Source organism: Streptomyces gamaensis (assembly GCF_042656465.1).
Lineage (GTDB): Bacteria > Actinomycetota > Actinomycetes > Streptomycetales > Streptomycetaceae > Streptomyces > Streptomyces gamaensis.
Map to the genome: position 1 here is coordinate 172138 of NZ_JBHSPB010000009.1, position 19245 is coordinate 191382.

14 protein-coding genes, 1 tRNA gene and 1 pseudogene are annotated in these 19245 nt (G+C 67.7%); 3 read left to right on the forward strand and 13 right to left on the reverse strand.

The annotated features are described in order from the left end of the window. Nucleotides 1–140: 140 nt before the first annotated feature. The 3 genes from fusA to rpsL are packed head-to-tail and all read right to left on the reverse strand — an operon-like array spanning nucleotide 141 to nucleotide 3145. The gene (gene fusA / locus ACFP1Z_RS16985) at nucleotides 141–2261 is read right to left on the reverse strand and encodes an elongation factor G (protein ID WP_390317217.1); all 2121 of its coding nucleotides are present in this window, start codon (nucleotides 2259–2261) and stop codon (nucleotides 141–143) included. 39 nt (nucleotides 2262–2300) lie between these two features. After that, nucleotides 2301–2771 (reverse strand): 30S ribosomal protein S7, encoded by a 471-nt coding sequence (gene rpsG, locus ACFP1Z_RS16990; protein WP_390317218.1) that lies wholly within the window; start codon nucleotides 2769–2771, stop codon nucleotides 2301–2303. Nucleotides 2772–2773: 2 nt separating this feature from the next. Continuing rightward, nucleotides 2774–3145, reverse strand: coding sequence for a 30S ribosomal protein S12 (gene rpsL / locus ACFP1Z_RS16995; RefSeq protein WP_003948652.1), 372 nt, complete (start codon nucleotides 3143–3145; stop codon nucleotides 2774–2776). A 524-nt stretch (nucleotides 3146–3669) separates the two neighbouring features. On the opposite strand from rpsL, the gene ACFP1Z_RS17000 reads away from it, so the two are divergent. The 3 genes and pseudogenes from ACFP1Z_RS17000 to ACFP1Z_RS17010 form a co-directional block, all read left to right on the forward strand. Beyond that, complete coding sequence (locus ACFP1Z_RS17000) at nucleotides 3670–3903, forward strand: hypothetical protein (RefSeq protein WP_390317219.1); 234 nt, start codon at nucleotides 3670–3672, stop codon at nucleotides 3901–3903. A 385-nt stretch (nucleotides 3904–4288) separates the two neighbouring features. Further along, nucleotides 4289–4540: a hypothetical protein gene (locus ACFP1Z_RS17005; protein ID WP_390317220.1), complete on the forward strand. Its 252-nt coding sequence runs from the start codon at nucleotides 4289–4291 to the stop codon at nucleotides 4538–4540. Between the two features lie 541 nt (nucleotides 4541–5081). After that, nucleotides 5082–5467: pseudogene (locus ACFP1Z_RS17010) on the forward strand (peptidoglycan-binding protein); the annotation flags it as partial. 185 nt (nucleotides 5468–5652) lie between these two features. Here ACFP1Z_RS17010 and ACFP1Z_RS17015 read toward each other — a convergent pair. The 10 genes from ACFP1Z_RS17015 to ACFP1Z_RS17060 all read right to left on the reverse strand — a co-directional run bounded on the left by ACFP1Z_RS17015 (nucleotide 5653) and on the right by ACFP1Z_RS17060 (nucleotide 19009). Further along, complete coding sequence (locus ACFP1Z_RS17015; RefSeq protein WP_390317221.1) at nucleotides 5653–9552, reverse strand: DNA-directed RNA polymerase subunit beta'; 3900 nt, start codon at nucleotides 9550–9552, stop codon at nucleotides 5653–5655. A gap of 123 nt (nucleotides 9553–9675) precedes the next feature. Beyond that, nucleotides 9676–13158: a DNA-directed RNA polymerase subunit beta gene (gene rpoB / locus ACFP1Z_RS17020; protein WP_390317222.1), complete on the reverse strand. Its 3483-nt coding sequence runs from the start codon at nucleotides 13156–13158 to the stop codon at nucleotides 9676–9678. 644 nt (nucleotides 13159–13802) lie between these two features. Then, complete coding sequence (gene rplL, locus ACFP1Z_RS17025) at nucleotides 13803–14189, reverse strand: 50S ribosomal protein L7/L12 (protein ID WP_390317223.1); 387 nt, start codon at nucleotides 14187–14189, stop codon at nucleotides 13803–13805. Between the two features lie 110 nt (nucleotides 14190–14299). Next, nucleotides 14300–14830, reverse strand: coding sequence for a 50S ribosomal protein L10 (gene rplJ, locus ACFP1Z_RS17030; protein ID WP_390317224.1), 531 nt, complete (start codon nucleotides 14828–14830; stop codon nucleotides 14300–14302). A gap of 301 nt (nucleotides 14831–15131) precedes the next feature. After that, the gene (locus ACFP1Z_RS17035; protein WP_390317225.1) at nucleotides 15132–16052 is read right to left on the reverse strand and encodes an SCO4651 family lipoprotein; all 921 of its coding nucleotides are present in this window, start codon (nucleotides 16050–16052) and stop codon (nucleotides 15132–15134) included. A gap of 150 nt (nucleotides 16053–16202) precedes the next feature. Continuing rightward, complete coding sequence (gene rplA / locus ACFP1Z_RS17040; RefSeq protein ID WP_390317226.1) at nucleotides 16203–16919, reverse strand: 50S ribosomal protein L1; 717 nt, start codon at nucleotides 16917–16919, stop codon at nucleotides 16203–16205. An 84-nt stretch (nucleotides 16920–17003) separates the two neighbouring features. Beyond that, complete coding sequence (gene rplK / locus ACFP1Z_RS17045) at nucleotides 17004–17438, reverse strand: 50S ribosomal protein L11 (RefSeq protein WP_030412999.1); 435 nt, start codon at nucleotides 17436–17438, stop codon at nucleotides 17004–17006. Between the two features lie 141 nt (nucleotides 17439–17579). Then, nucleotides 17580–18458 carry a transcription termination/antitermination protein NusG gene (gene nusG / locus ACFP1Z_RS17050; RefSeq protein ID WP_390317228.1) on the reverse strand — a complete coding sequence of 293 codons (879 nt, stop codon included), beginning with the start codon at nucleotides 18456–18458 and terminating at the stop codon, nucleotides 17580–17582. A gap of 80 nt (nucleotides 18459–18538) precedes the next feature. Then, entirely contained in the window at nucleotides 18539–18829 is a 291-nt protein-coding gene (gene secE / locus ACFP1Z_RS17055; protein ID WP_390317229.1) for a preprotein translocase subunit SecE, read from the reverse strand. A 107-nt stretch (nucleotides 18830–18936) separates the two neighbouring features. Continuing rightward, nucleotides 18937–19009 (reverse strand) — tRNA-Trp (locus ACFP1Z_RS17060). Nucleotides 19010–19245: the final 236 nt, after the last annotated feature.

Here is a 19245-nt window from a genome sequence, read left to right on the forward strand (position 1 = left end):
TACGCCTTACTTCATCGGCGCCAGGGATCTTTGCTGGGGTGCCGTCCGCCGGGGCACGCCACCACGGGTGGGTGGTGAGGTGCCCCGACAGCCGGTGTCAAGCCTAAGGCGTGGTTCCCGTCCCTTCGGACGGGAGCCGGTTACTCGCCCTTGGCCTTCGCGATGATCTCCTCGGCGACGTTCCGCGGAACCTCGGCGTAGGAGTCGAACTGCATCGAGTAGCTTGCGCGACCCGAGGTCTTGCTGCGGAGGTCGCCGACGTAGCCGAACATCTCCGACAGCGGCACCAGGCCCTTGACGACCTTGGCGCCGGACCGGTCCTCCATGGCCTGGATCTGGCCACGGCGGGAGTTGATGTCGCCGATCACATCGCCCATGTAGTCCTCGGGCGTGGTGACCTCGACGGCCATCATCGGCTCAAGCAGAGCCGGCGAGGCCTTCCGGGCACCCTCCTTGAACGCCATGGAACCGGCGATCTTGAAGGCGAGCTCGGAGGAGTCGACGTCGTGGAAGGCACCGTCGAGGAGGGTGACCTTCACACCGGTCAGCGGGTAGCCGGCCAGCACGCCGAACTCCATGGCCTCCTGGCAGCCCGCGTCCACGGACGGGATGTACTCCCGCGGGATGCGGCCACCGGTGACCTTGTTCTCGAACTCGTAGCCGTCGCCCTCCAGGGGCTCGACCGCGATCTGCACCTTGGCGAACTGGCCGGAACCACCAGTCTGCTTCTTGTGCGTGTAGTCGATGCGCTCGACGGCCTTGCGGATCGTCTCGCGGTACGCGACCTGCGGCTTGCCGACGTTGGCCTCGACCCGGAACTCACGCTTCATACGGTCGACCAGCACCTCGAGGTGCAGCTCGCCCATACCCGCGATGATGGTCTGGCCGGTCTCCTCGTCGGTGTGGACCTGGAAGGACGGGTCCTCCTCGGCCAGGCGCTGGATGGCGACACCCAGCTTCTCCTGGTCGCCCTTCGACTTGGGCTCGATGGCGACCTGGATGACCGGAGCGGGGAACTCCATGGACTCCAGGATGACCGGGTTGGCCGCGTCGCACAGCGTCTCACCGGTGGTGGTCTGCTTCAGACCCATCACGGCGATGATGTCGCCGGCGCCCACCGACTCGATCTCCTCACGCTTGTTGGCGTGCATGCGGTAGATCTTGCCGATGCGCTCCTTCTTGCCCTTGACGGAGTTCTGCACCTGAGTGCCGGACTCCAGGCGGCCCGAGTAGACGCGCACGAAGGTGAGCTTGCCGAGGTGCGGGTCGCTCATGATCTTGAACGCCAGCGCCGACAGCGGCTCCTCGTCGGAGGGGCGGCGCTTGACGACCTCGTCCGGGTTGTTGACCGCGTGGCCCTCGATGGCCTCGATGTCCAGCGGGGAGGGCAGGTAGCGCACGACAGCGTCGAGCAGCGGCTGCACACCCTTGTTCTTGAACGCGGTACCGCAGAACACCGGGGTGACGGTGGTCTGGTCGGCCTTGCCGGAGTTGAGCGTGATGCGACGGATCGCGGCGTAGAGCTGCTCCTGGGTGGGCTCCTGGCCCTCCAGGAAGAGCTCCATCATCTCTTCGTCGTTCTCGGCAACGGTCTCAAGGAGCTTGCCGCGCCATTCCTCGGCGGCCTCGGCGTGGGTGTCCGGGATGTCGACGACGTCGTACATCTCGCCCTTGGCGGCCTCGGCGGACCAGACCAGAGCCTTCATCTGGACGAGGTCGACCACGCCCTTGAAGTCGGCCTCGGTGCCGATCGGCAGCTGCATGACCAGCGGAACCGCGCCCAGGCGGTCGACGATCATGTCGACACAGCGGTGGAACTCGGCACCGGTGCGGTCGAGCTTGTTGACGAAGCAGATGCGGGGCACGCCGTAGCGGTCCGCCTGACGCCAGACGGTCTCGGACTGCGGCTCGACACCGGCCACGCCGTCGAACACCGTCACAGCACCGTCGAGCACACGCAGCGAACGCTCCACCTCGACGGTGAAGTCGACGTGGCCCGGGGTGTCGATGATGTTGATGGTGTGGTCGACGTTTTCGAGCGGCCAGTGGCAGGTCGTCGCGGCGGACGTGATGGTGATGCCGCGCTCCTGCTCCTGCTCCATCCAGTCCATCGTGGCAGCGCCGTCGTGGACTTCACCGATCTTGTACGAAACACCGGTGTAGAACAGGATCCGCTCGGTGGTGGTCGTCTTGCCCGCGTCGATGTGGGCCATGATCCCGATGTTGCGGACCTTGGCCAGGTCAAGCGAAGTGGTGGCCATATGGCTCAGTCTTCTCTCGGTTCTCGATGGGGGTAGCGACTACCAGCGGTAGTGCGCGAAGGCCTTGTTGGACTCGGCCATCTTGTGCGTGTCCTCACGCTTCTTGACCGAGGCGCCGAGACCGTTCGAGGCGTCCAGCAGCTCGTTCATGAGGCGCTCGGTCATGGTCTTCTCGCGACGGGCGCGGGAGTAGCCGACCAGCCAGCGCAGCGCCAGGGTGGAGGCGCGGCCCGGACGGACCTCGACCGGCACCTGGTAGGTGGCGCCACCGACGCGGCGGGACTTGACCTCAAGAGCGGGCTTGACGTTCTCAAGAGCGCGCTTGAGCGTGATGACCGGGTCCTGGCCGGTCTTCTCGCGCAGACCCTCCATGGCCCCGTACACGATGCGCTCAGCGGTGGAGCGCTTGCCGTGCAGCAGGATCTTGTTGATGAGGGACGTCACCAGAGGAGAGCCGTAGACCGGGTCGATGATGACCGGGCGCTTCGGGGCGGGGCCCTTACGAGGCATTCTTACTTCTCCTTCTTGGCGCCGTAGCGGCTGCGAGCCTGCTTGCGGTTCTTGACGCCCTGGGTGTCGAGCGAGCCACGGATGATCTTGTAGCGAACACCCGGCAGGTCCTTCACACGACCGCCACGCACGAGCACGATCGAGTGCTCCTGCAGGTTGTGGCCCTCACCCGGAATGTAAGCGGTGACCTCGATGCCGCTGGTCAGACGCACACGCGCGACCTTACGCAGGGCCGAGTTCGGCTTCTTCGGGGTGGTCGTGAAAACACGCGTGCAGACGCCGCGGCGCTGGGGCGAACCCTCAAGTGCGGGCGTCTTGTTCTTCTCGACCTTGTCCTGCCGGCCCTTCCGGACCAGCTGCTGGATCGTAGGCACCGTTTCTCCGGTTTCTGTGTGCCGATCACGATGGAACTAACCTGGAACGACGGACCGACCCACGCGGTCGGGCGTGTCGAAGACTGCAGAGTTCCGCCGCGGACGGAAAAGTGCAGATTTCGGTGTCTCCGAGCGGTTCGGGACCGTCCGGCTCCGGGCCTCCCGTGCGGTTCGAAGGCACGCACAGGAGCCCGGGGACACCCCAGGCACAAGGTCAGAGCGTACCTAGCGCATGGGCTGCGGTCAAAACAAATGCACACGCGGAGGACGCCCCGACCTGTGGCATATGTCCTAGATCAGGGTCCCACAACCCGGCCGTCCGGGCACGACGAAGGCCGTACGGACGGGATCCGGCACCCCGAGCGCCCCGCGAACCCTCCGCGCGCTCCCCCGCGGGACCGGCGCGACCGTCCGCGCCACCGCTCACGCCCGGCCACGGACCCCCGAAGACACCCCCGCCCGCGAACACCCCTGCCCGCACGCCCCGTTGCCCGTCACCCGCGCACGGACACCCCCTCCTTGCCGTGACCGGACTCACGGCCGCCCACGCGGGCCCCGCTGACCGTCATGATCATTTCCGTCATCTCGACGAACTGACGACGGTGACTGCGCGGGATGCCGAGCAGCTCCGCCGCCTCAGCCGGACCGACCGGACCCCGGACAGCGGACTCCGGCACGACGGCTGCCACGGCGCCCCCGACGATCCCCCGGACCCGGCCGCCTCGGTGACCGTCACCTGGCGCGACGCACACGAGTGACGGTGACCGCCCGCCCGCCCGTACCGACCCCCTTGGAGAACCGCTGAGCATCCGCAGCGCCGCTGACCTCCCGGGACGACATCGTCCCCGGCTCGCCGGACGGCCGCTCCCCCTTGGCCGGGCTGTACGTCTTCGGCGACACCGCCGGCATGGTCGCCAAGGTGGCCCCGGGCCGGGCCCTGGAGATCGCCCCCGGCACCCCTGCGGCCTCCCCCGTCGCCTCCGTCACAGTCGGCGACATCCTCCCCGTGGACTACGGCGCGGGATACACCGGCGCGTACCCCGGCCAGTACCGCGACACCGGAAGCGGCCTGGAACGCTGGGACGGAGCCGTCTGGAAGCCCTACCCCGCCCCGCGGCCCGCCTGGCAGTCCTACACCCCCAAGTGGGGCGAGGCGCCGGGCAGAACGGCAACTGGTGGCTGTCGCTCCCGGTCCGCCCCGCGCGCTGCTTCCCCGGCACCTTCCGGGCCCGTATCGGCCCGGGCGACGGCGTCTACTGCCACAGCGGCTGCCACCTCCAGGCCCTGTTCGAGGACACCGGCGTGGCCCCCGCCTGGGTCGACGCCGACTACCCGGCGGTGCCCGCCAACGGCCAGCGGTACGAGGTCTGGGGCACCTACGAGGCCGCCTCGTGAGCGGCCCCGCCCGCACGCCGGACGTCACCTACCGCGCCCTGTTCTGCGAGCTGCGCACCGACCGGCTCATCGATGCCCTCCCCCTCACCGGCGTCGAGTTCGACGACTGCATCGGCAAGGCCGGCCAGTCGCGTGCCACCGTGCCGCTGCCCGACGCACAACTCGCCGAACGCGCCCGCAAGGCGCTCCGCCCCGGCTGCACGGCGGTCTGGCCGGAGCGCGGCCCCGACATCCGGTGGGGCGGCGTCCTGTGGACCGGCACCGTGAACGGCGACGAGCGCGGGCGGCTGTCGGCGGAGATCCAGGCCGGCACGTCCGACTCGTACCTCGACCACCGCTTCCTCCCCGCCGCCTCCCCCAAGAAGCCGCCCGTCCGCCGCGGAACAGGAACTACACGTTCTCCTGGACCGGTCTGGCCCGGATCCGCCAACTGCTCGACCAGATGGCCACGTTGGAGAACGGGTTCGAGTGGCGCGTGCGCTGCTACCGCGACCAGGACACCGGCAGGCGGATCAAGCAGTTCCAGCGCGGCTCCCCACGGATCACCGTGGGCGACGGTTCCGGCCCCTGGCCCGCCGCGCAGTTGGAGGCCATCGCCCGGGCCTCGGCCGCCGTCTGCCGTGCGCACGGCTGGAGTTCGGGCTCCGTCATCGGTCACAACCGGGCAGCGGCGGCGGCTACGAGCCCTGCCCCGGCCTCCGTTTCTTCGAGGACCACCCCGACTCACCGGTCGTCACGGCCATGGGCCGCCGCCTCGTCGAGGAGGGCTGCTCGGCCTGCACGGTCGGGCCGGGCCCTCAGTGGACGGACGCGGACCGGCGGTCCTCCTCCCTGTGGCAGCGCAGGCTCGGCTTCACCGGTGCCGACGCGGACGGCCGGCCGGGCCGCGTCTCCTGGGAGGCCCTGAAGGTCCCGCACTCGTCCTGAGCCCGCGCAGGCCCCGCACCCCCCGAACTCCCCTCCCCGCAAAGGAGGTTCCCTTGCCCTCCCCCTCCGCGGAGCCGCCTGGCGCCACCGGGGTCGCCCTGGAACGGGCCCGCTGGCGAGCGCGGGAACGCCGCAGGGCGGCCACCCCGGAAGGGGTGACCGCCCTGCGAACAGCCTGACGCGGCTTACTGGTTGTACGGACCGTAGTCGTAGTCCTCCAGCGGGACCGCCTGACCCGACCCCGTCCCGAAGGGGGAGTAGTCGATGTCGTCGTAGCCGACGGCCGAGTACATCGCGGCCTTGGCCTCCTCGGTCGGCTCGACCCGGATGTTGCGGTAGCGGGACAGACCCGTACCGGCCGGGATGAGCTTACCGATGATGACGTTCTCCTTGAGACCGATGAGCGAGTCGGACTTGGCGTTGATCGCCGCGTCCGTGAGGACTCGCGTCGTCTCCTGGAAGGACGCCGCCGACAGCCACGACTCGGTCGCCAGCGAGGCCTTGGTGATACCCATCAGCTGCGGACGGCCGGAGGCGGGGTGACCGCCCTCGTTGACCACACGACGGTTCTCGGACTCGAAGCGCGAGCGCTCCACGAGCTCGCCCGGCAGCAGCTCCGCGTCGCCGGACTCGATGATCGTCACGCGGCGCAGCATCTGCCGGATGATGATCTCGATGTGCTTGTCGTGGATCGACACACCCTGCGAGTTGTAGACCTTCTGGACCTCGCCGACCAGGTGGACCTGGACGGCGCGCTGGCCGAGGATGCGCAGGACGTCGTGCGGGTTGGTGGCACCCACGGTGAGCTTCTGGCCCACCTCGACGTGCTCGCCCTCGGAGACCAGCAGACGGGCCCGCTTGGAGATCGCGAACGCGGTCTCCTCGGAGCCGTCGTCCGGGGTGACGACGATCTTCTTGGTCTTCTCGGTCTCCTCGATCCGGACGCGGCCGGCCGCCTCCGAGATCGGGGCGACACCCTTGGGCGTACGGGCCTCGAAGAGCTCGACGACACGCGGCAGACCCTGGGTGATGTCGTCACCGGCCACACCACCGGTGTGGAAGGTACGCATCGTCAGCTGGGTACCGGGCTCACCGATGGACTGGGCGGCGATGATGCCGACCGCCTCACCGATGTCCACCAGCTTGCCGGTCGCCAGCGAGCGGCCGTAGCAGTAGGCACAGGTGCCGACCGCGGACTCGCAGGTGAGGACCGAGCGGGTCTTGACCGTCTCGACGCCGTTGGCGATGAGCTGGTCGATGAGCACGTCACCGAGGTCGACGTTGGCCGGCGCGATGACCTTGCCGTCGACGACCACGTCCTCCGCCAGCATGCGGGCGTAGACGCTGGTCTCGACGTCCTCGGCCTTGGTCAGGACGCCGTCCTCGCCACGGGAGGCGATCGTCAGCTTCAGACCGCGGTCGGTGCCGCAGTCCTCCTCGCGAATGATCACATCCTGGGAGACGTCCACCAGACGACGGGTCAGGTAACCCGAGTCGGCGGTACGCAGAGCGGTGTCCGCGAGACCCTTACGGGCACCGTGGGTGGAGATGAAGTACTCCAGCACGGAGAGACCCTCACGGAACGACGCCTTGATGGGTCGCGGGATGGTCTCGTTCTTCGCGTTCGACACCAGACCACGCATACCGGCGATCTGCCGCATCTGCATCATGTTTCCTCGGGCACCCGAGTCAACCATCATGAAGATGGGGTTCGTCTTGGGGAAGTTCGCGTTCATCGCCTCGGCGACCTCGTTGGTCGCCTTGGTCCAGATCGCGATGAGCTCCTGCGTACGCTCGTCCTTGGTGATCAGACCGCGCTCGTACTGCTTCTGGACCTTCTCGTCCTGCGCCTCGTAGCCCGCGACGATCGCCTTCTTGGCCTCGGGGACCACGACGTCGGAGATGGCCACGGTGACACCGGAACGGGTCGCCCAGTAGAAGCCCGCCGCCTTCAGGTTGTCCAGCGTCGCGGCGACGGTCACCTTCGGGTAGCGCTCGGCGAGGTCGTTGACGATCTCGGAGAGCTGCTTCTTGCCGACCGAGTAGTCGACGAACGGGTAGTCCTCGGGCAGCAGCTCGTTGAAGAGCGCGCGGCCCAGCGTGGTGCGCAGCCGGAAGCTGTCACCCTGCTGCCACTCCGGCTCGCCCTCCTCGGCGACCGGCGGGGTCCAGCCGCGCGGCGGGACGGTGCCGATCGGGAAGCGGATGTCGACCTTCGCCTGCAGCGACAGCTCGCGGGCGTCGAAGGCCATGATCGCCTCGGCGACGGAGCCGAAGAACCGGCCCTCGCCCACGACCTGGCGCTCCTCCTCGTCGGTGGTGAGGAAGAACAGGCCCAGCACCATGTCCTGGGTCGGCATGGTGACCGGACGGCCGTCGGCCGGCTTGAGGATGTTGTTCGAGGACAGCATCAGGATGCGGGCCTCGGCCTGCGCCTCCGCGGACAGCGGCAGGTGCACGGCCATCTGGTCACCGTCGAAGTCCGCGTTGAACGCGGTGCACACGAGCGGGTGAATCTGGATGGCCTTGCCCTCGACCAGCTGCGGCTCGAAGGCCTGGATGCCCAGACGGTGCAGCGTGGGCGCACGGTTCAGCAGCACCGGGTGCTCGGCGATGACCTCTTCGAGGACGTCGTACACCACGGTGCGGCCGCGCTCGACCATGCGCTTGGCCGACTTGATGTTCTGCGCGTGGTTCAGGTCGACCAGGCGCTTCATCACGAACGGCTTGAACAGCTCCAGCGCCATGGCCTTGGGCAGACCGCACTGGTGCAGCTTGAGCTGCGGGCCGACGACGATGACGGAACGCGCCGAGTAGTCGACTCGCTTGCCGAGCAGGTTCTGACGGAAGCGACCCTGCTTGCCCTTGAGCATGTCGGACAGGGACTTCAGCGGGCGGTTGCCCGGGCCCGTGACCGGACGGCCGCGGCGGCCGTTGTCGAACAGCGCGTCGACGGCCTCCTGCAGCATCCGCTTCTCGTTGTTCACGATGATCTCGGGCGCACCGAGGTCAAGGAGACGCTTGAGGCGGTTGTTGCGGTTGATGACGCGGCGGTACAGGTCGTTCAGGTCGGAGGTCGCGAAGCGGCCACCATCCAGCTGCACCATCGGACGCAGGTCCGGCGGGATCACGGGGATGCAGTCCAGCACCATGCCGCTGGGGCTGTTGCGGGTCTGCAGGAAGGCGGAGACGACCTTCAGACGCTTGAGCGCACGGGTCTTCTTCTGGCCCTTGCCGGTCCGGATGATCTCGCGGAGGCGCTCGGCCTCCTCCTCCAGGTCGAAGGACTCCAGGCGCTTCTGCAGCGCCGCGGCGCCCATCGCACCGGAGAAGTAGGTGCCGAAGCGGTCGCGCAGCTCGCGGTAGAGCAGCTCGTCGCCCTCAAGGTCCTGGACCTTGAGGTTCTTGAAGCGGTTCCACACCTCGTCGAGGCGGTCGATCTCGCGCTGCGCGCGGTCGCGCAGCTGCTTCATCTCACGCTCGGCGCCCTCGCGCACCTTGCGGCGCACATCGGCCTTGGCGCCCTCGGCCTCCAGCTCGGCCAGGTCGGCCTCGAGCTTCTTGGCGCGGGCCTCCAGGTCGGCGTCACGGCGCTGCTCGACCTGCTGGCGCTCGACGGAGACATGGGCCTCCAGCGAGGGCAGGTCGCGCGTACGGCGCTCCTCGTCGACCCACGTGATCATGTAGGCCGCGAAGTAGATGACCTTCTCCAGGTCCTTCGGGGCCAGGTCGAGCAGGTAGCCCAGACGCGACGGAACGCCCTTGAAGTACCAGATGTGGGTGACGGGAGCGGCCAGCTCGATGTGACCCATCCGCTCACGGCGCACCTTGGCGCGGGTGACCTCGACACCACAGCGCTCACAGATGATGCCCTTGAAGCGGACGCGCTTGTACTTGCCGCAGTAGCACTCCCAGTCCCGGGTGGGGCCGAAGATCTTCTCGCAGAAGAGCCCGTCCTTTTCCGGCTTCAGGGTGCGGTAGTTGATGGTCTCCGGCTTCTTGACCTCGCCGTGGGACCAGGTTCGGATGTCGTCCGCGGTCGCCAGGCCGATCCGCAGCTCGTCGAAGAAGTTGACGTCGAGCACTTTGTCGTCAATCCCTCTTTCAGGGTTCGTGCCCTCCCGCCGTGGCGGGCTATGGGCTCTACATCAGTGGTCTGGGGGTCCGGGGACGGCGGGGGTTCCGCAGGGGAACCCCCGCCAGACCCGTCAGACCTCTTCGACGCTGCTCGGCTCGCGCCGGGACAGGTCGATACCGAGCTCCTCCGCAGCGCGGAAGACGTCCTCGTCGGTGTCGCGCATCTCGATGGACATGCCGTCCGAGGACAGCACCTCCACGTTGAGGCACAGGGACTGCATCTCCTTGATGAGCACCTTGAAGGACTCGGGGATGCCCGGCTCGGGGATGTTCTCGCCCTTGACGATCGCCTCGTAGACCTTCACACGGCCGGTGACGTCGTCGGACTTGATGGTCAGCAGCTCCTGGAGGGCGTACGCGGCGCCGTAAGCCTCCAGCGCCCACACCTCCATCTCACCGAAGCGCTGGCCACCGAACTGAGCCTTACCACCCAGCGGCTGCTGGGTGATCATGGAGTACGGACCGGTCGAGCGGGCGTGCAGCTTGTCGTCGACCAGGTGGTGCAGCTTGAGGATGTACATGTACCCGACGGAGATCGGGTCCGGGAACGGCTCGCCGGAGCGGCCGTCGAACATCCGGGCCTTGCCGGAGGGCAGGACCAGACGGTCGCCGTCGCGGTTGGGGATCGTCGACTCGAAGAGACCGGCGATCTCGTCCTCGCGGGCACCGTCGAAGACCGGGGTCGCGACGTTGGTGCCCGGCGCGACGTCGTCGGCGCCGATCGCCTTCAGGCGCTTCATCCAGTCCTCGTCGCCCTCGACCTTCCAGCCCCGGCTGGCGAGCCAGCCCAGGTGGATCTCAAGGACCTGTCCCGGGTTCATTCGGGACGGGACACCGAGCGGGTTGAGGATGATGTCGACCGGGGTGCCGTCCTCCAGGAACGGCATGTCCTCGACCGGCAGGATCTTGGAGATGACACCCTTGTTGCCGTGACGGCCGGCGAGCTTGTCACCGTCGGTGATCTTGCGCTTCTGCGCGACGTAGACGCGGACCAGCTGGTTCACGCCCGGCGGCAGCTCGTCGCCCTCCTCGCGGTCGAAGACGCGCACGCCGATGACCTTGCCGATCTCACCGTGCGGCACCTTCAGCGAGGTGTCACGGACCTCACGGGCCTTCTCACCGAAGATCGCGCGGAGCAGGCGCTCCTCCGGGGTCAGCTCGGTCTCGCCCTTCGGGGTGACCTTGCCGACCAGGATGTCGCCGGCGACGACCTCGGCACCGATACGGATGATGCCGCGCTCGTCGAGGTCGGCGAGGACCTCCTCGGAGACGTTCGGGATGTCCCGGGTGATCTCCTCGGGGCCCAGCTTGGTGTCACGGGCGTCGACCTCGTGCTCCTCGATGTGGATCGAGGAGAGGACGTCGTCCTGCACGAGGCGCTGCGACAGGATGATCGCGTCCTCGTAGTTGTGGCCCTCCCACGGCATGAACGCCACGAGGAGGTTCTTGCCGAGGGCCATCTCGCCCTCGTCCGTGGACGGACCGTCGGCCAGCACCTGGCCGGCGACGACACGGGCGCCCTCGTCGACGACGACCTTCTGGTTGAAGGACGTGCCCTGGTTGGAGCGCGAGAACTTGGCGACCCGGTACGTGTTGTACGTGCCGTCGTCGTTGGCGACGGTGACGTAGTCCGCGGAGACCTCCTGGACCACACCGTCCTTCTCGGCCTTGATGACGTCACCGGCGTCGACCGCGCAGCGGTACTCCATGCCGGTGCCGACCAGCGGGGCCTCCGCCTTGATCAGCGGAACGGCCTGGCGCATCATGTTCGATCCCATGAGCGCGCGGTTGGCGTCGTCGTGCTCAAGGAAGGGGATCATGGCGGTCGCGACCGACACCATCTGGCGCGGCGAGACGTCCATGTAGTCGACCTCGGACGGGTCGACGTAGTCGACCTCGCCGCCGCGGCGACGGACCAGCACACGCGCCTCGGCGTACCGCAGCTCCTCGGTGAGGGGGGCGTTCGCCTGGGCGATGACGAAGCGGTCCTCCTCGTCGGCAGTCAGGTAGTTCACCTCGTCGGTGACCTGGCCGTCGACGACCTTGCGGTACGGGGTCTCGACGAAGCCGAAGGCGTTGACGCGACCGTAGGAGGCGAGCGAGCCGATCAGACCGATGTTCGGGCCTTCGGGCGTCTCGATCGGGCACATACGGCCGTAGTGCGACGGGTGGACGTCTCGGACCTCGAAGCCGGCCCGCTCACGGGACAGACCGCCGGGGCCCAGCGCGGACAGACGGCGCTTGTGGGTCAGGCCCGACAGCGGGTTCGTCTGGTCCATGAACTGGGACAGCTGGCTGGTGCCGAAGAACTCCTTGATGGAGGCGACGACCGGCCGGATGTTGATCAGGGTCTGCGGCGTGATCGCCTCGACGTCCTGGGTGGTCATCCGCTCGCGGACGACGCGCTCCATACGGGCCAGACCGGTGCGGACCTGGTTCTGGATGAGCTCGCCGACGTTGCGCAGACGACGGTTGCCGAAGTGGTCGATGTCGTCGGTCTCGACGACGATCTGGGTGCCGTTCTCGCCGACCGTCTCGACCTCGCCGGCGTGCAGCTTCACCAGGTACTTGATCGTCGCGATGACATCGTCGACGGTCAGCACACCGGCGTCGAGCGGGGCGTCGGCGCCCAGCTTCTTGTTGACCTTGTAGCGGCCGACCTTCGCCAGGTCGTAGCGCTTGGGGTTGAAGTAGAGGTTCTCCAGCAGCGTCTGGGCGGCCTCACGCGTCGGCGGCTCGCCCGGACGGAGCTTGCGGTAGATGTCGAGCAGCGCGTCGTCCTGGCCCTGGGTGTGGTCCTTCTCCAGGGTGGCGCGCATCGACTCGTACTCGCCGAACTCCTCAAGGATCTGCTCGGTGGTCCAGCCGAGCGCCTTGAGCAGCACCGTGACCGACTGCTTGCGCTTGCGGTCGATACGCACACCGACCATGTCGCGCTTGTCGATCTCCATCTCCAGCCAGGCACCCCGGGACGGGATGATCTTGGCGGTGAAGATGTCCTTGTCGGAGGTCTTGTCGATGGAGGAATCGAAGTAGACACCCGGCGAACGCACCAGCTGCGAGACGACGACACGCTCGGTGCCGTTGATGCAGAAGGTGCCCTTCGGCGTCATGAGCGGGAAGTCGCCCATGAAGACCGTCTGCGACTTGATCTCGCCGGTCTCGTTGTTGGTGAACTCGGCGGTGACGAAGAGCGGAGCCGCGTACGTGAAGTCGCGCTCCTTGCACTCGTCGATCGAGTTCTTCGGGGGCTCGAAACGGTGGTCGCGGAAGGTCAGCGACATCGACCCGGAGAAGTCCTCGATCGGGGAGATCTCCTCGAAGATCTCCTCCAGACCGGACTTGGTGGGCACGTCCTGACCGCTCTCCAGCGCAGCCTCGACGCGAGCCTTCCAGGCAGCGTTGCCGAGCAGCCAGTCGAAGCTCTCGGTCTGCAGCGCGAGGAGGTTCGGAACCTCAAGAGGCTCCTTGATCTTCGCAAAGGAGATGCGCAGCGGGGCGGTGCTGGCGCCGTTGTTCGTATTGGCAGTCGAGGCGTTGCGCGAGGCGGCCAAGAGGGGGTCCTTCCGAGGGCTCGGACTCACTACGCGCGTACCGGCCCCACTCCGTGCATACGAGGAAAGTCCCAGCTCAGCGGGTTTCCATCAGCAGTGCTCGACAGTGGGCATGCCCCTGGTGACGGGCAGGGAGCAGCTAACAGGCAGCGCAAAGGGTCAGTGTAGCCACTTGGCCCACTGATGTCCAGAGCGGATATCCCGAGACCGGTGCGATACCAATCTCTCCCTCCGGGATGCTGTTGTCCCTCGCGGTCAGTGCCCATCCACGACATCCGGCGCTGCGCGCCCCGGCATCGTCTGACGCAAGACTTCCCAGCCCGCCCACGATCCATGCCTCGGACGGTGGATCGATGTGGCGACGCGTCCTGAGAATTGCGCGCCCCGTCGCGTTCGTCAAGGCCCTTCGCCTCACAGCGCCCCTGCCGAACCGCCTGCCGCCACCCGTCACCCCGTCGCTTCCAACGGCCGAATGGCGCGGGCGTCACGACCCGCACGACAGGACAACGAAGATCACCATACTCGCCCCCGCCCACAGGGCAACCTGCCGTCCCGACAACGCCCAAGGGCGACCACCCGCATGGGTGATCGCCCTTGGACTTGGTGTGCGCCTGGCGGCGCGAGGAGTCAGCGGACTCCGGGGGTCACTTGACCTCGACCGAGGCGCCGGCGCCCTCCAGGGCCTCCTTGGCCTTGTCCGCGGCGTCCTTCGCGACCTTCTCCAGAACCGGCTTCGGGGTGCCGTCGACCAGGTCCTTGGCCTCCTTCAGGCCGAGGGAGGTCAGCTCACGCACGACCTTGATGACCTGGATCTTCTTGTCACCGGCGGCGGTGAGGATGACGTCGAACTCGTCCTTCTCCTCGGCGGCGGCAGCCTCGCCACCGGCGACACCGCCGGCGACGACGACCGGCGCGGCAGCGGCGGCGGTGACGTCGAACTTCTCCTCGAAGGCGGAGACGAACTCGGCCAGCTCGATGAGGGTCATCTCCTCGAACTGCGCGAGCAGCTCGTCCTTGGTCAGCTTCGCCATGATGGCGGTCCTTCCACTAAATCGGCAGGTGCCGGGATGTATATGACGGCGGGCGTACGGCCCGCTGCGACCGGCGCCTTCAGGCAGCGTCGGTCAATGCGCGAGCCGAATTACTCGGCACCGCCCTGCTCGGCCTGCTTGGCGCGCAGCGCGTCCACGGTGCGGACGAGCTTCGTCGGCAGCGCCTGGAAGAGCGAGGCAGCCTGGGACTGCTTGCCCTTCATGGCACCGGCCAGCTTGCTGAGCAGAACCTCGCGGGACTCGAGGTCCGCAAGCTTCTTGATCTCATCGGCGGTCATCGCCTTGCCATCAAGGACACCGCCCTTGATGATGAGATTCGGGTTCTCCTTGGCGAAGTCACGAAGACCCTTCGCCGCCTCCACCGGGTCACCGGTGATGAAGGCGGCCGCCGTCGGGCCGGCGAAAAGCTCGCCCGGCAGCGTGATCCCGGCCTCACCGGCCGCGATCTTGGTCAGCGTGTTCTTCACCACGGCGTACTGGGCGTTCTCACCGAGCGAACGACGCAGCGTCTTGAGCTGCGCCACGGTGAGACCGCGGTACTCGGTCAGCACAGCGGCGTTCGAGCTGCGGAACTTGTCCGTCAGCTCGGCAACCGCGGCAGCCTTGTCGGGCCTCGCCATGAGCCTCGGCCTCCTTCCGGGTGATTCGGACCGCATACGGGCGGAAGGGGCCTGGGCAAAACGAAACGCCCCGGCGCAGGCGCTCGGGGCGTGACTCGACCGAGGGGACATCCGCCCCGACGGGAGTTTCGACCACATTCACCTGCGCAGGTCGCCCGCAGCTAGCGGATCCTTCGGCCACCATGCCTTCCTTCGAAGACATAGCAACGACCAGCGGTCTTTGGCTTCCCGGACACGATAGGGGAGCGACCTGCGGTCAGGCAAATCGGGTCAAGAACGCGCTCGGGACCGAGCGCCGGCGTCAGGAGCGCTTGGCGTCCTCGACGGCCTTCGAGAGGTCCTTGATCATGTCACCGAAGTCGGCGACCTCCCCGGCCGCCGGGGCCTTGACGTCCACCTTGGTGCCGTAGTCGGTGTAGTCGGCGCTCATCTTCATCTTGCCCTGGGCGCTGTCCATGACCACGGTCATCTTCACCGGGAGGTTGTCACCGTTGACCCAGATGTCGGTGTCGTAGCTCTTGATGCCGGCCTGCTTGACGGTCTCCAGCAGGGCCTCGCGCTCCTTGGCGTCCATGACCTCGGCCGAGGCCGTGCCCTTGGCCATGTCGTCGACGGTCAGCGTGCCCTTGTAGTGCTGGGCCGAGGTCCCGTTGACCTTCTCCTCGCCGACCCGCTTGAGGTTCGGGGAGTCGAGCAGCGTCGCCATCTGCTTGGACGGGTCCTGGTTGGCGCTGTCCATCTTCGAGCCCATCGACTTCTGCAGCGCGGCGTTGGGGGCGGACTTGGCGTCGAGCTTCATCCACTTCTTGCCGCGCATCGCCTCGGGCGCGTCCTTCATGGACCCGGCCGGCAGCTGCGTGTACATCACGTTGTCGATCATGATCATGCGCGTCTTGCCGTCGCCGCCCGCGGCACCGGCCGCCGCCGCACCGGCGCCGGACATCGTCATGTCCATCACGCCCGGGTTCCAGCCCACGACGCCGTCCATGGTGACCTCGGTGCCGGCCGCCGTACCGGCCCCCTCCGGGGCGGAGACGGTCATGTGCACCTTGGCCGACTTCGCCGCGCTCGTCTTCTTGAAGGCCGCCTGCAGCGCCTGTACGGGCGTCTTGGCGGCCCCGGAGGACTTGCCGTCCCCGTCCGACGTACAGGCGACAGCGCCACCGAGCAGGGCCACCGCGGATATGCAGACACCGGTGCGGCGGAACGTCGACTTGCCCATCATTTCCCCCTTGGAGAACTTTTTAACTTTCGATCACAGGCACCCTAGCCGAAGGCGGCGACAAGGAAACGTGAAAAAGCCGGGCCCCGCACCCGGGAAGGGGTGCGGGGCCCGGCTCACGACGTCACGCGCCGCGCGAGTCCGTCAGCTTCAGACGGTCTCGTCCTCCGCGAGGAGGTTGCGGGTGCGGTTCGGGTCGACCGGGATGCCGGGGCCCATCGTGGTGGTCACGGTGGCCTTCTTGATGTAGCGGCCCTTGGCGGCGGACGGCTTCAGTCGGGTGATCTCCTCAAGCGCCGCAGCGTAGTTCTCGACGAGCTTCTGCTCGTCGAAGGAGACCTTGCCGATGATGAAGTGCAGGTTCGAGTGCTTGTCGACGCGGAACTCGATCTTGCCGCCCTTGATCTCGGTCACGGCCTTGGCCACGTCCGGGGTGACGGTGCCGGTCTTCGGGTTCGGCATCAGACCACGCGGACCGAGCACGCGGCCGAGACGGCCGACCTTGCCCATGAGGTCCGGGGTGGCGACGACGGAGTCGAAGTCCAGGCGGCCCTTGGCGACCTCGTCGATCAGCTCGTCGGCACCGACGATGTCGGCGCCCGCGGCACGCGCGGCCTCGGCACGGTCACCGGTCGCGAAGACCAGGACCCGGGCGGTCTTACCGGTGCCGTGCGGAAGGTTCACGGTGCCACGGACCATCTGGTCGGCCTTGCGCGGGTCGACGCCCAGACGCATGGCGACCTCGACGGTGCCGTCGAACTTGGTGCTGGAGGTCTCCTTGGCGAGACGGACGGCCTCAAGCGGAGCGTAAAGGCGCTCCGCCTCGATCTTGGCGTCCGCAGCGCGGAGAGTCTTGCTGCGCTTCACTGCTGCTCCTCAGTAGCTATGGAGTTCGTGGTGCGGGCCGCGCCGGCCCTTCCACGGGGGTGCCGAAACGGCGGGGAGGCTGATTCAGCCCTCGACCGTGATGCCCATGGAGCGGGCGGTGCCGGCGATGATCTTCTCGGCGGCGTCCAGGTCGTTGGCGTTCAGGTCGGGCATCTTGGTGGTGGCGATGTCGCGGACCTGGTCGCGGGTGATCTTGGCGACCTTGGTCTTGTGCGGCTCGCCGGAGCCCTTCTCCACGCCCGCGGCCTTGAGGATCAGCTTCGCGGCCGGCGGAGTCTTGGTCACGAAGGTGAAGGAACGGTCCTCGTAGACCGTGATCTCCACCGGCACGACCATGCCACGCTGCGACTCGGTCGCGGCGTTGTAGGCCTTGCAGAACTCCATGATGTTGACGCCGTGCTGACCCAGCGCGGGGCCGACCGGCGGGGCCGGGTTGGCGGCACCGGCCTGGATCTGGAGCTTGATAAGCCCCGTGACCTTCTTCTTCTTGGGAGGCATTGCTCTCTCCGGGTCCTAGTGAGAGTTTTTTTGCCCGCGCACACTGCGCGCAGGCATACCGCACCACGATAACGGGTAACGCGGCCGGGCCAAAAACCGAGAGGCCAGACCGCCTGGTCTGGCCTCTCGGACGCGTGGAAGCTAGTTCTTCTGGATCTGGTCGAAGCTCAGCTCGACCGGGGTCTCGCGGCCGAAGATCTCGACGAGGCCCTTGACCTTCTTCGAGTCGGCGTTGATCTCGTTGATGGTCGCCTGCAGCGTCGCGAACGGGCCGTCGGTGACGGTGACCGAGTCGCCGACCTCGAAGTCCAGCACCTGGACCTCGACCTTGCGAGCCGGCACCGGCTTGCCCTCGGCCTCGGCGGCCTCGCGGGCGGCCTTGGCCTCGGCCTCCGGCGCGAGCATCTTGACGATCTCGTCCAAGGTCAGCGGGTACGGGTCGTAGGCGTTGCCCACGAAGCCGGTGACACCCGGGGTGTTGCGGACGACGCCCCAGGACTCGTTCGTCAGGTCCATGCGCACCAGCACATAGCCGGGCAGCTTGTTCTGGCGGACGGTGCGGCGGTCGCCGCCCTTGATCTGGACGACCTCCTCCTGCGGCACCTCGGCCTGGAAGATGTAGTCCTCGACGTTGAGCGAGACGGCGCGCTGTTCGAGGTTGGTCTTCACGCGGTTCTCGTAGCCCGCGTAGGTGTGGATGACGTACCACTCGCCGGGCAGGGAGCGCAGCTCCTCACGGAGGGCCTCGACCGGGTCGGCCTCGGCCTGCTCCTCCGCCGGGGCCTCCTCGGCGGGCTCGGCGGCCGACAGCTCGGCGTCGCTCTCGACGTGCACGGCGGCCTGCTCGGCGGGCTCGCCCGCGGCGGCGTCCTCGGCGTCGAGCTCGTCGATGCCGTCGGCGTTCTCGACGATCTCCTGCGCGGTGTCGTCGCCCTGGACCTCGGCCGAGACTGCCGCGTCCACGTCGGCCTCCGCCGGCTTCGACGAGTCGGCGGCGTCGTTCAGGTTCGGGTCAGACACGTGGCTGCTTCTTCCTGGCTTCAAGGGGTGGAACGAGCGAAGGGGCGGACCGCCGACCGGCGTCCGCCCTGCGCGCGGGTTCAGCCGAAGACGTACTTGACGGCGTTGGTGAACCCATAGTCAATCACGGTGACCAGGCCAATGACGATGACGACAAAGACGATCACCACGGTGGTGTACGTCGACAGCTGGCTCCGGGTGGGCCAGACGACCTTGCGGAGCTCTGCGACGATCTGCCGGTAGAACAGCGCGAGGCGGCCCAGAGGACCCTTCTTACCGCGCTTCCCGCCGCGGCGGCCCTTCTTGACGGCCACCTCGTCCTCGGGACGACCGCTCTCAGGCGTCGCGGTGGAGCCAAGGGCTTCCGTCACTACGTCCTCACCTGAATCCGGGTCGTGCGCCGTGCCGCGCCCGGATGAGCCGCACGGCGGTGCATTTCGCTACGTACGCGCACGCACCCTGGTGATGATGCGTGTAGCAGGGCCGAAGGGACTTGAACCCCCAACCGCTGGTTTTGGAGACCAGTGCTCTACCAATTGAGCTACGACCCTTTGTGGTTCCCCCCAAACGTACCGCATCCGTCCGTACGCACGTCGTGCGCGCAGCCGGAAACCCGGAAACACGCCGGATCCGACGGCGAGGGGGGCCAACGGTCAGTGAGTGTACGTGCTCCGGCGGCCATCCGTCGAACAGCGCTCCGCGCCCACCGCCCCGACGCCCACGGCGGACCGCCCGCGAAGCGCCCCCGGGCCCGTTCCCGGCGGAGGAAGTCCGGCAAACCGGCGTG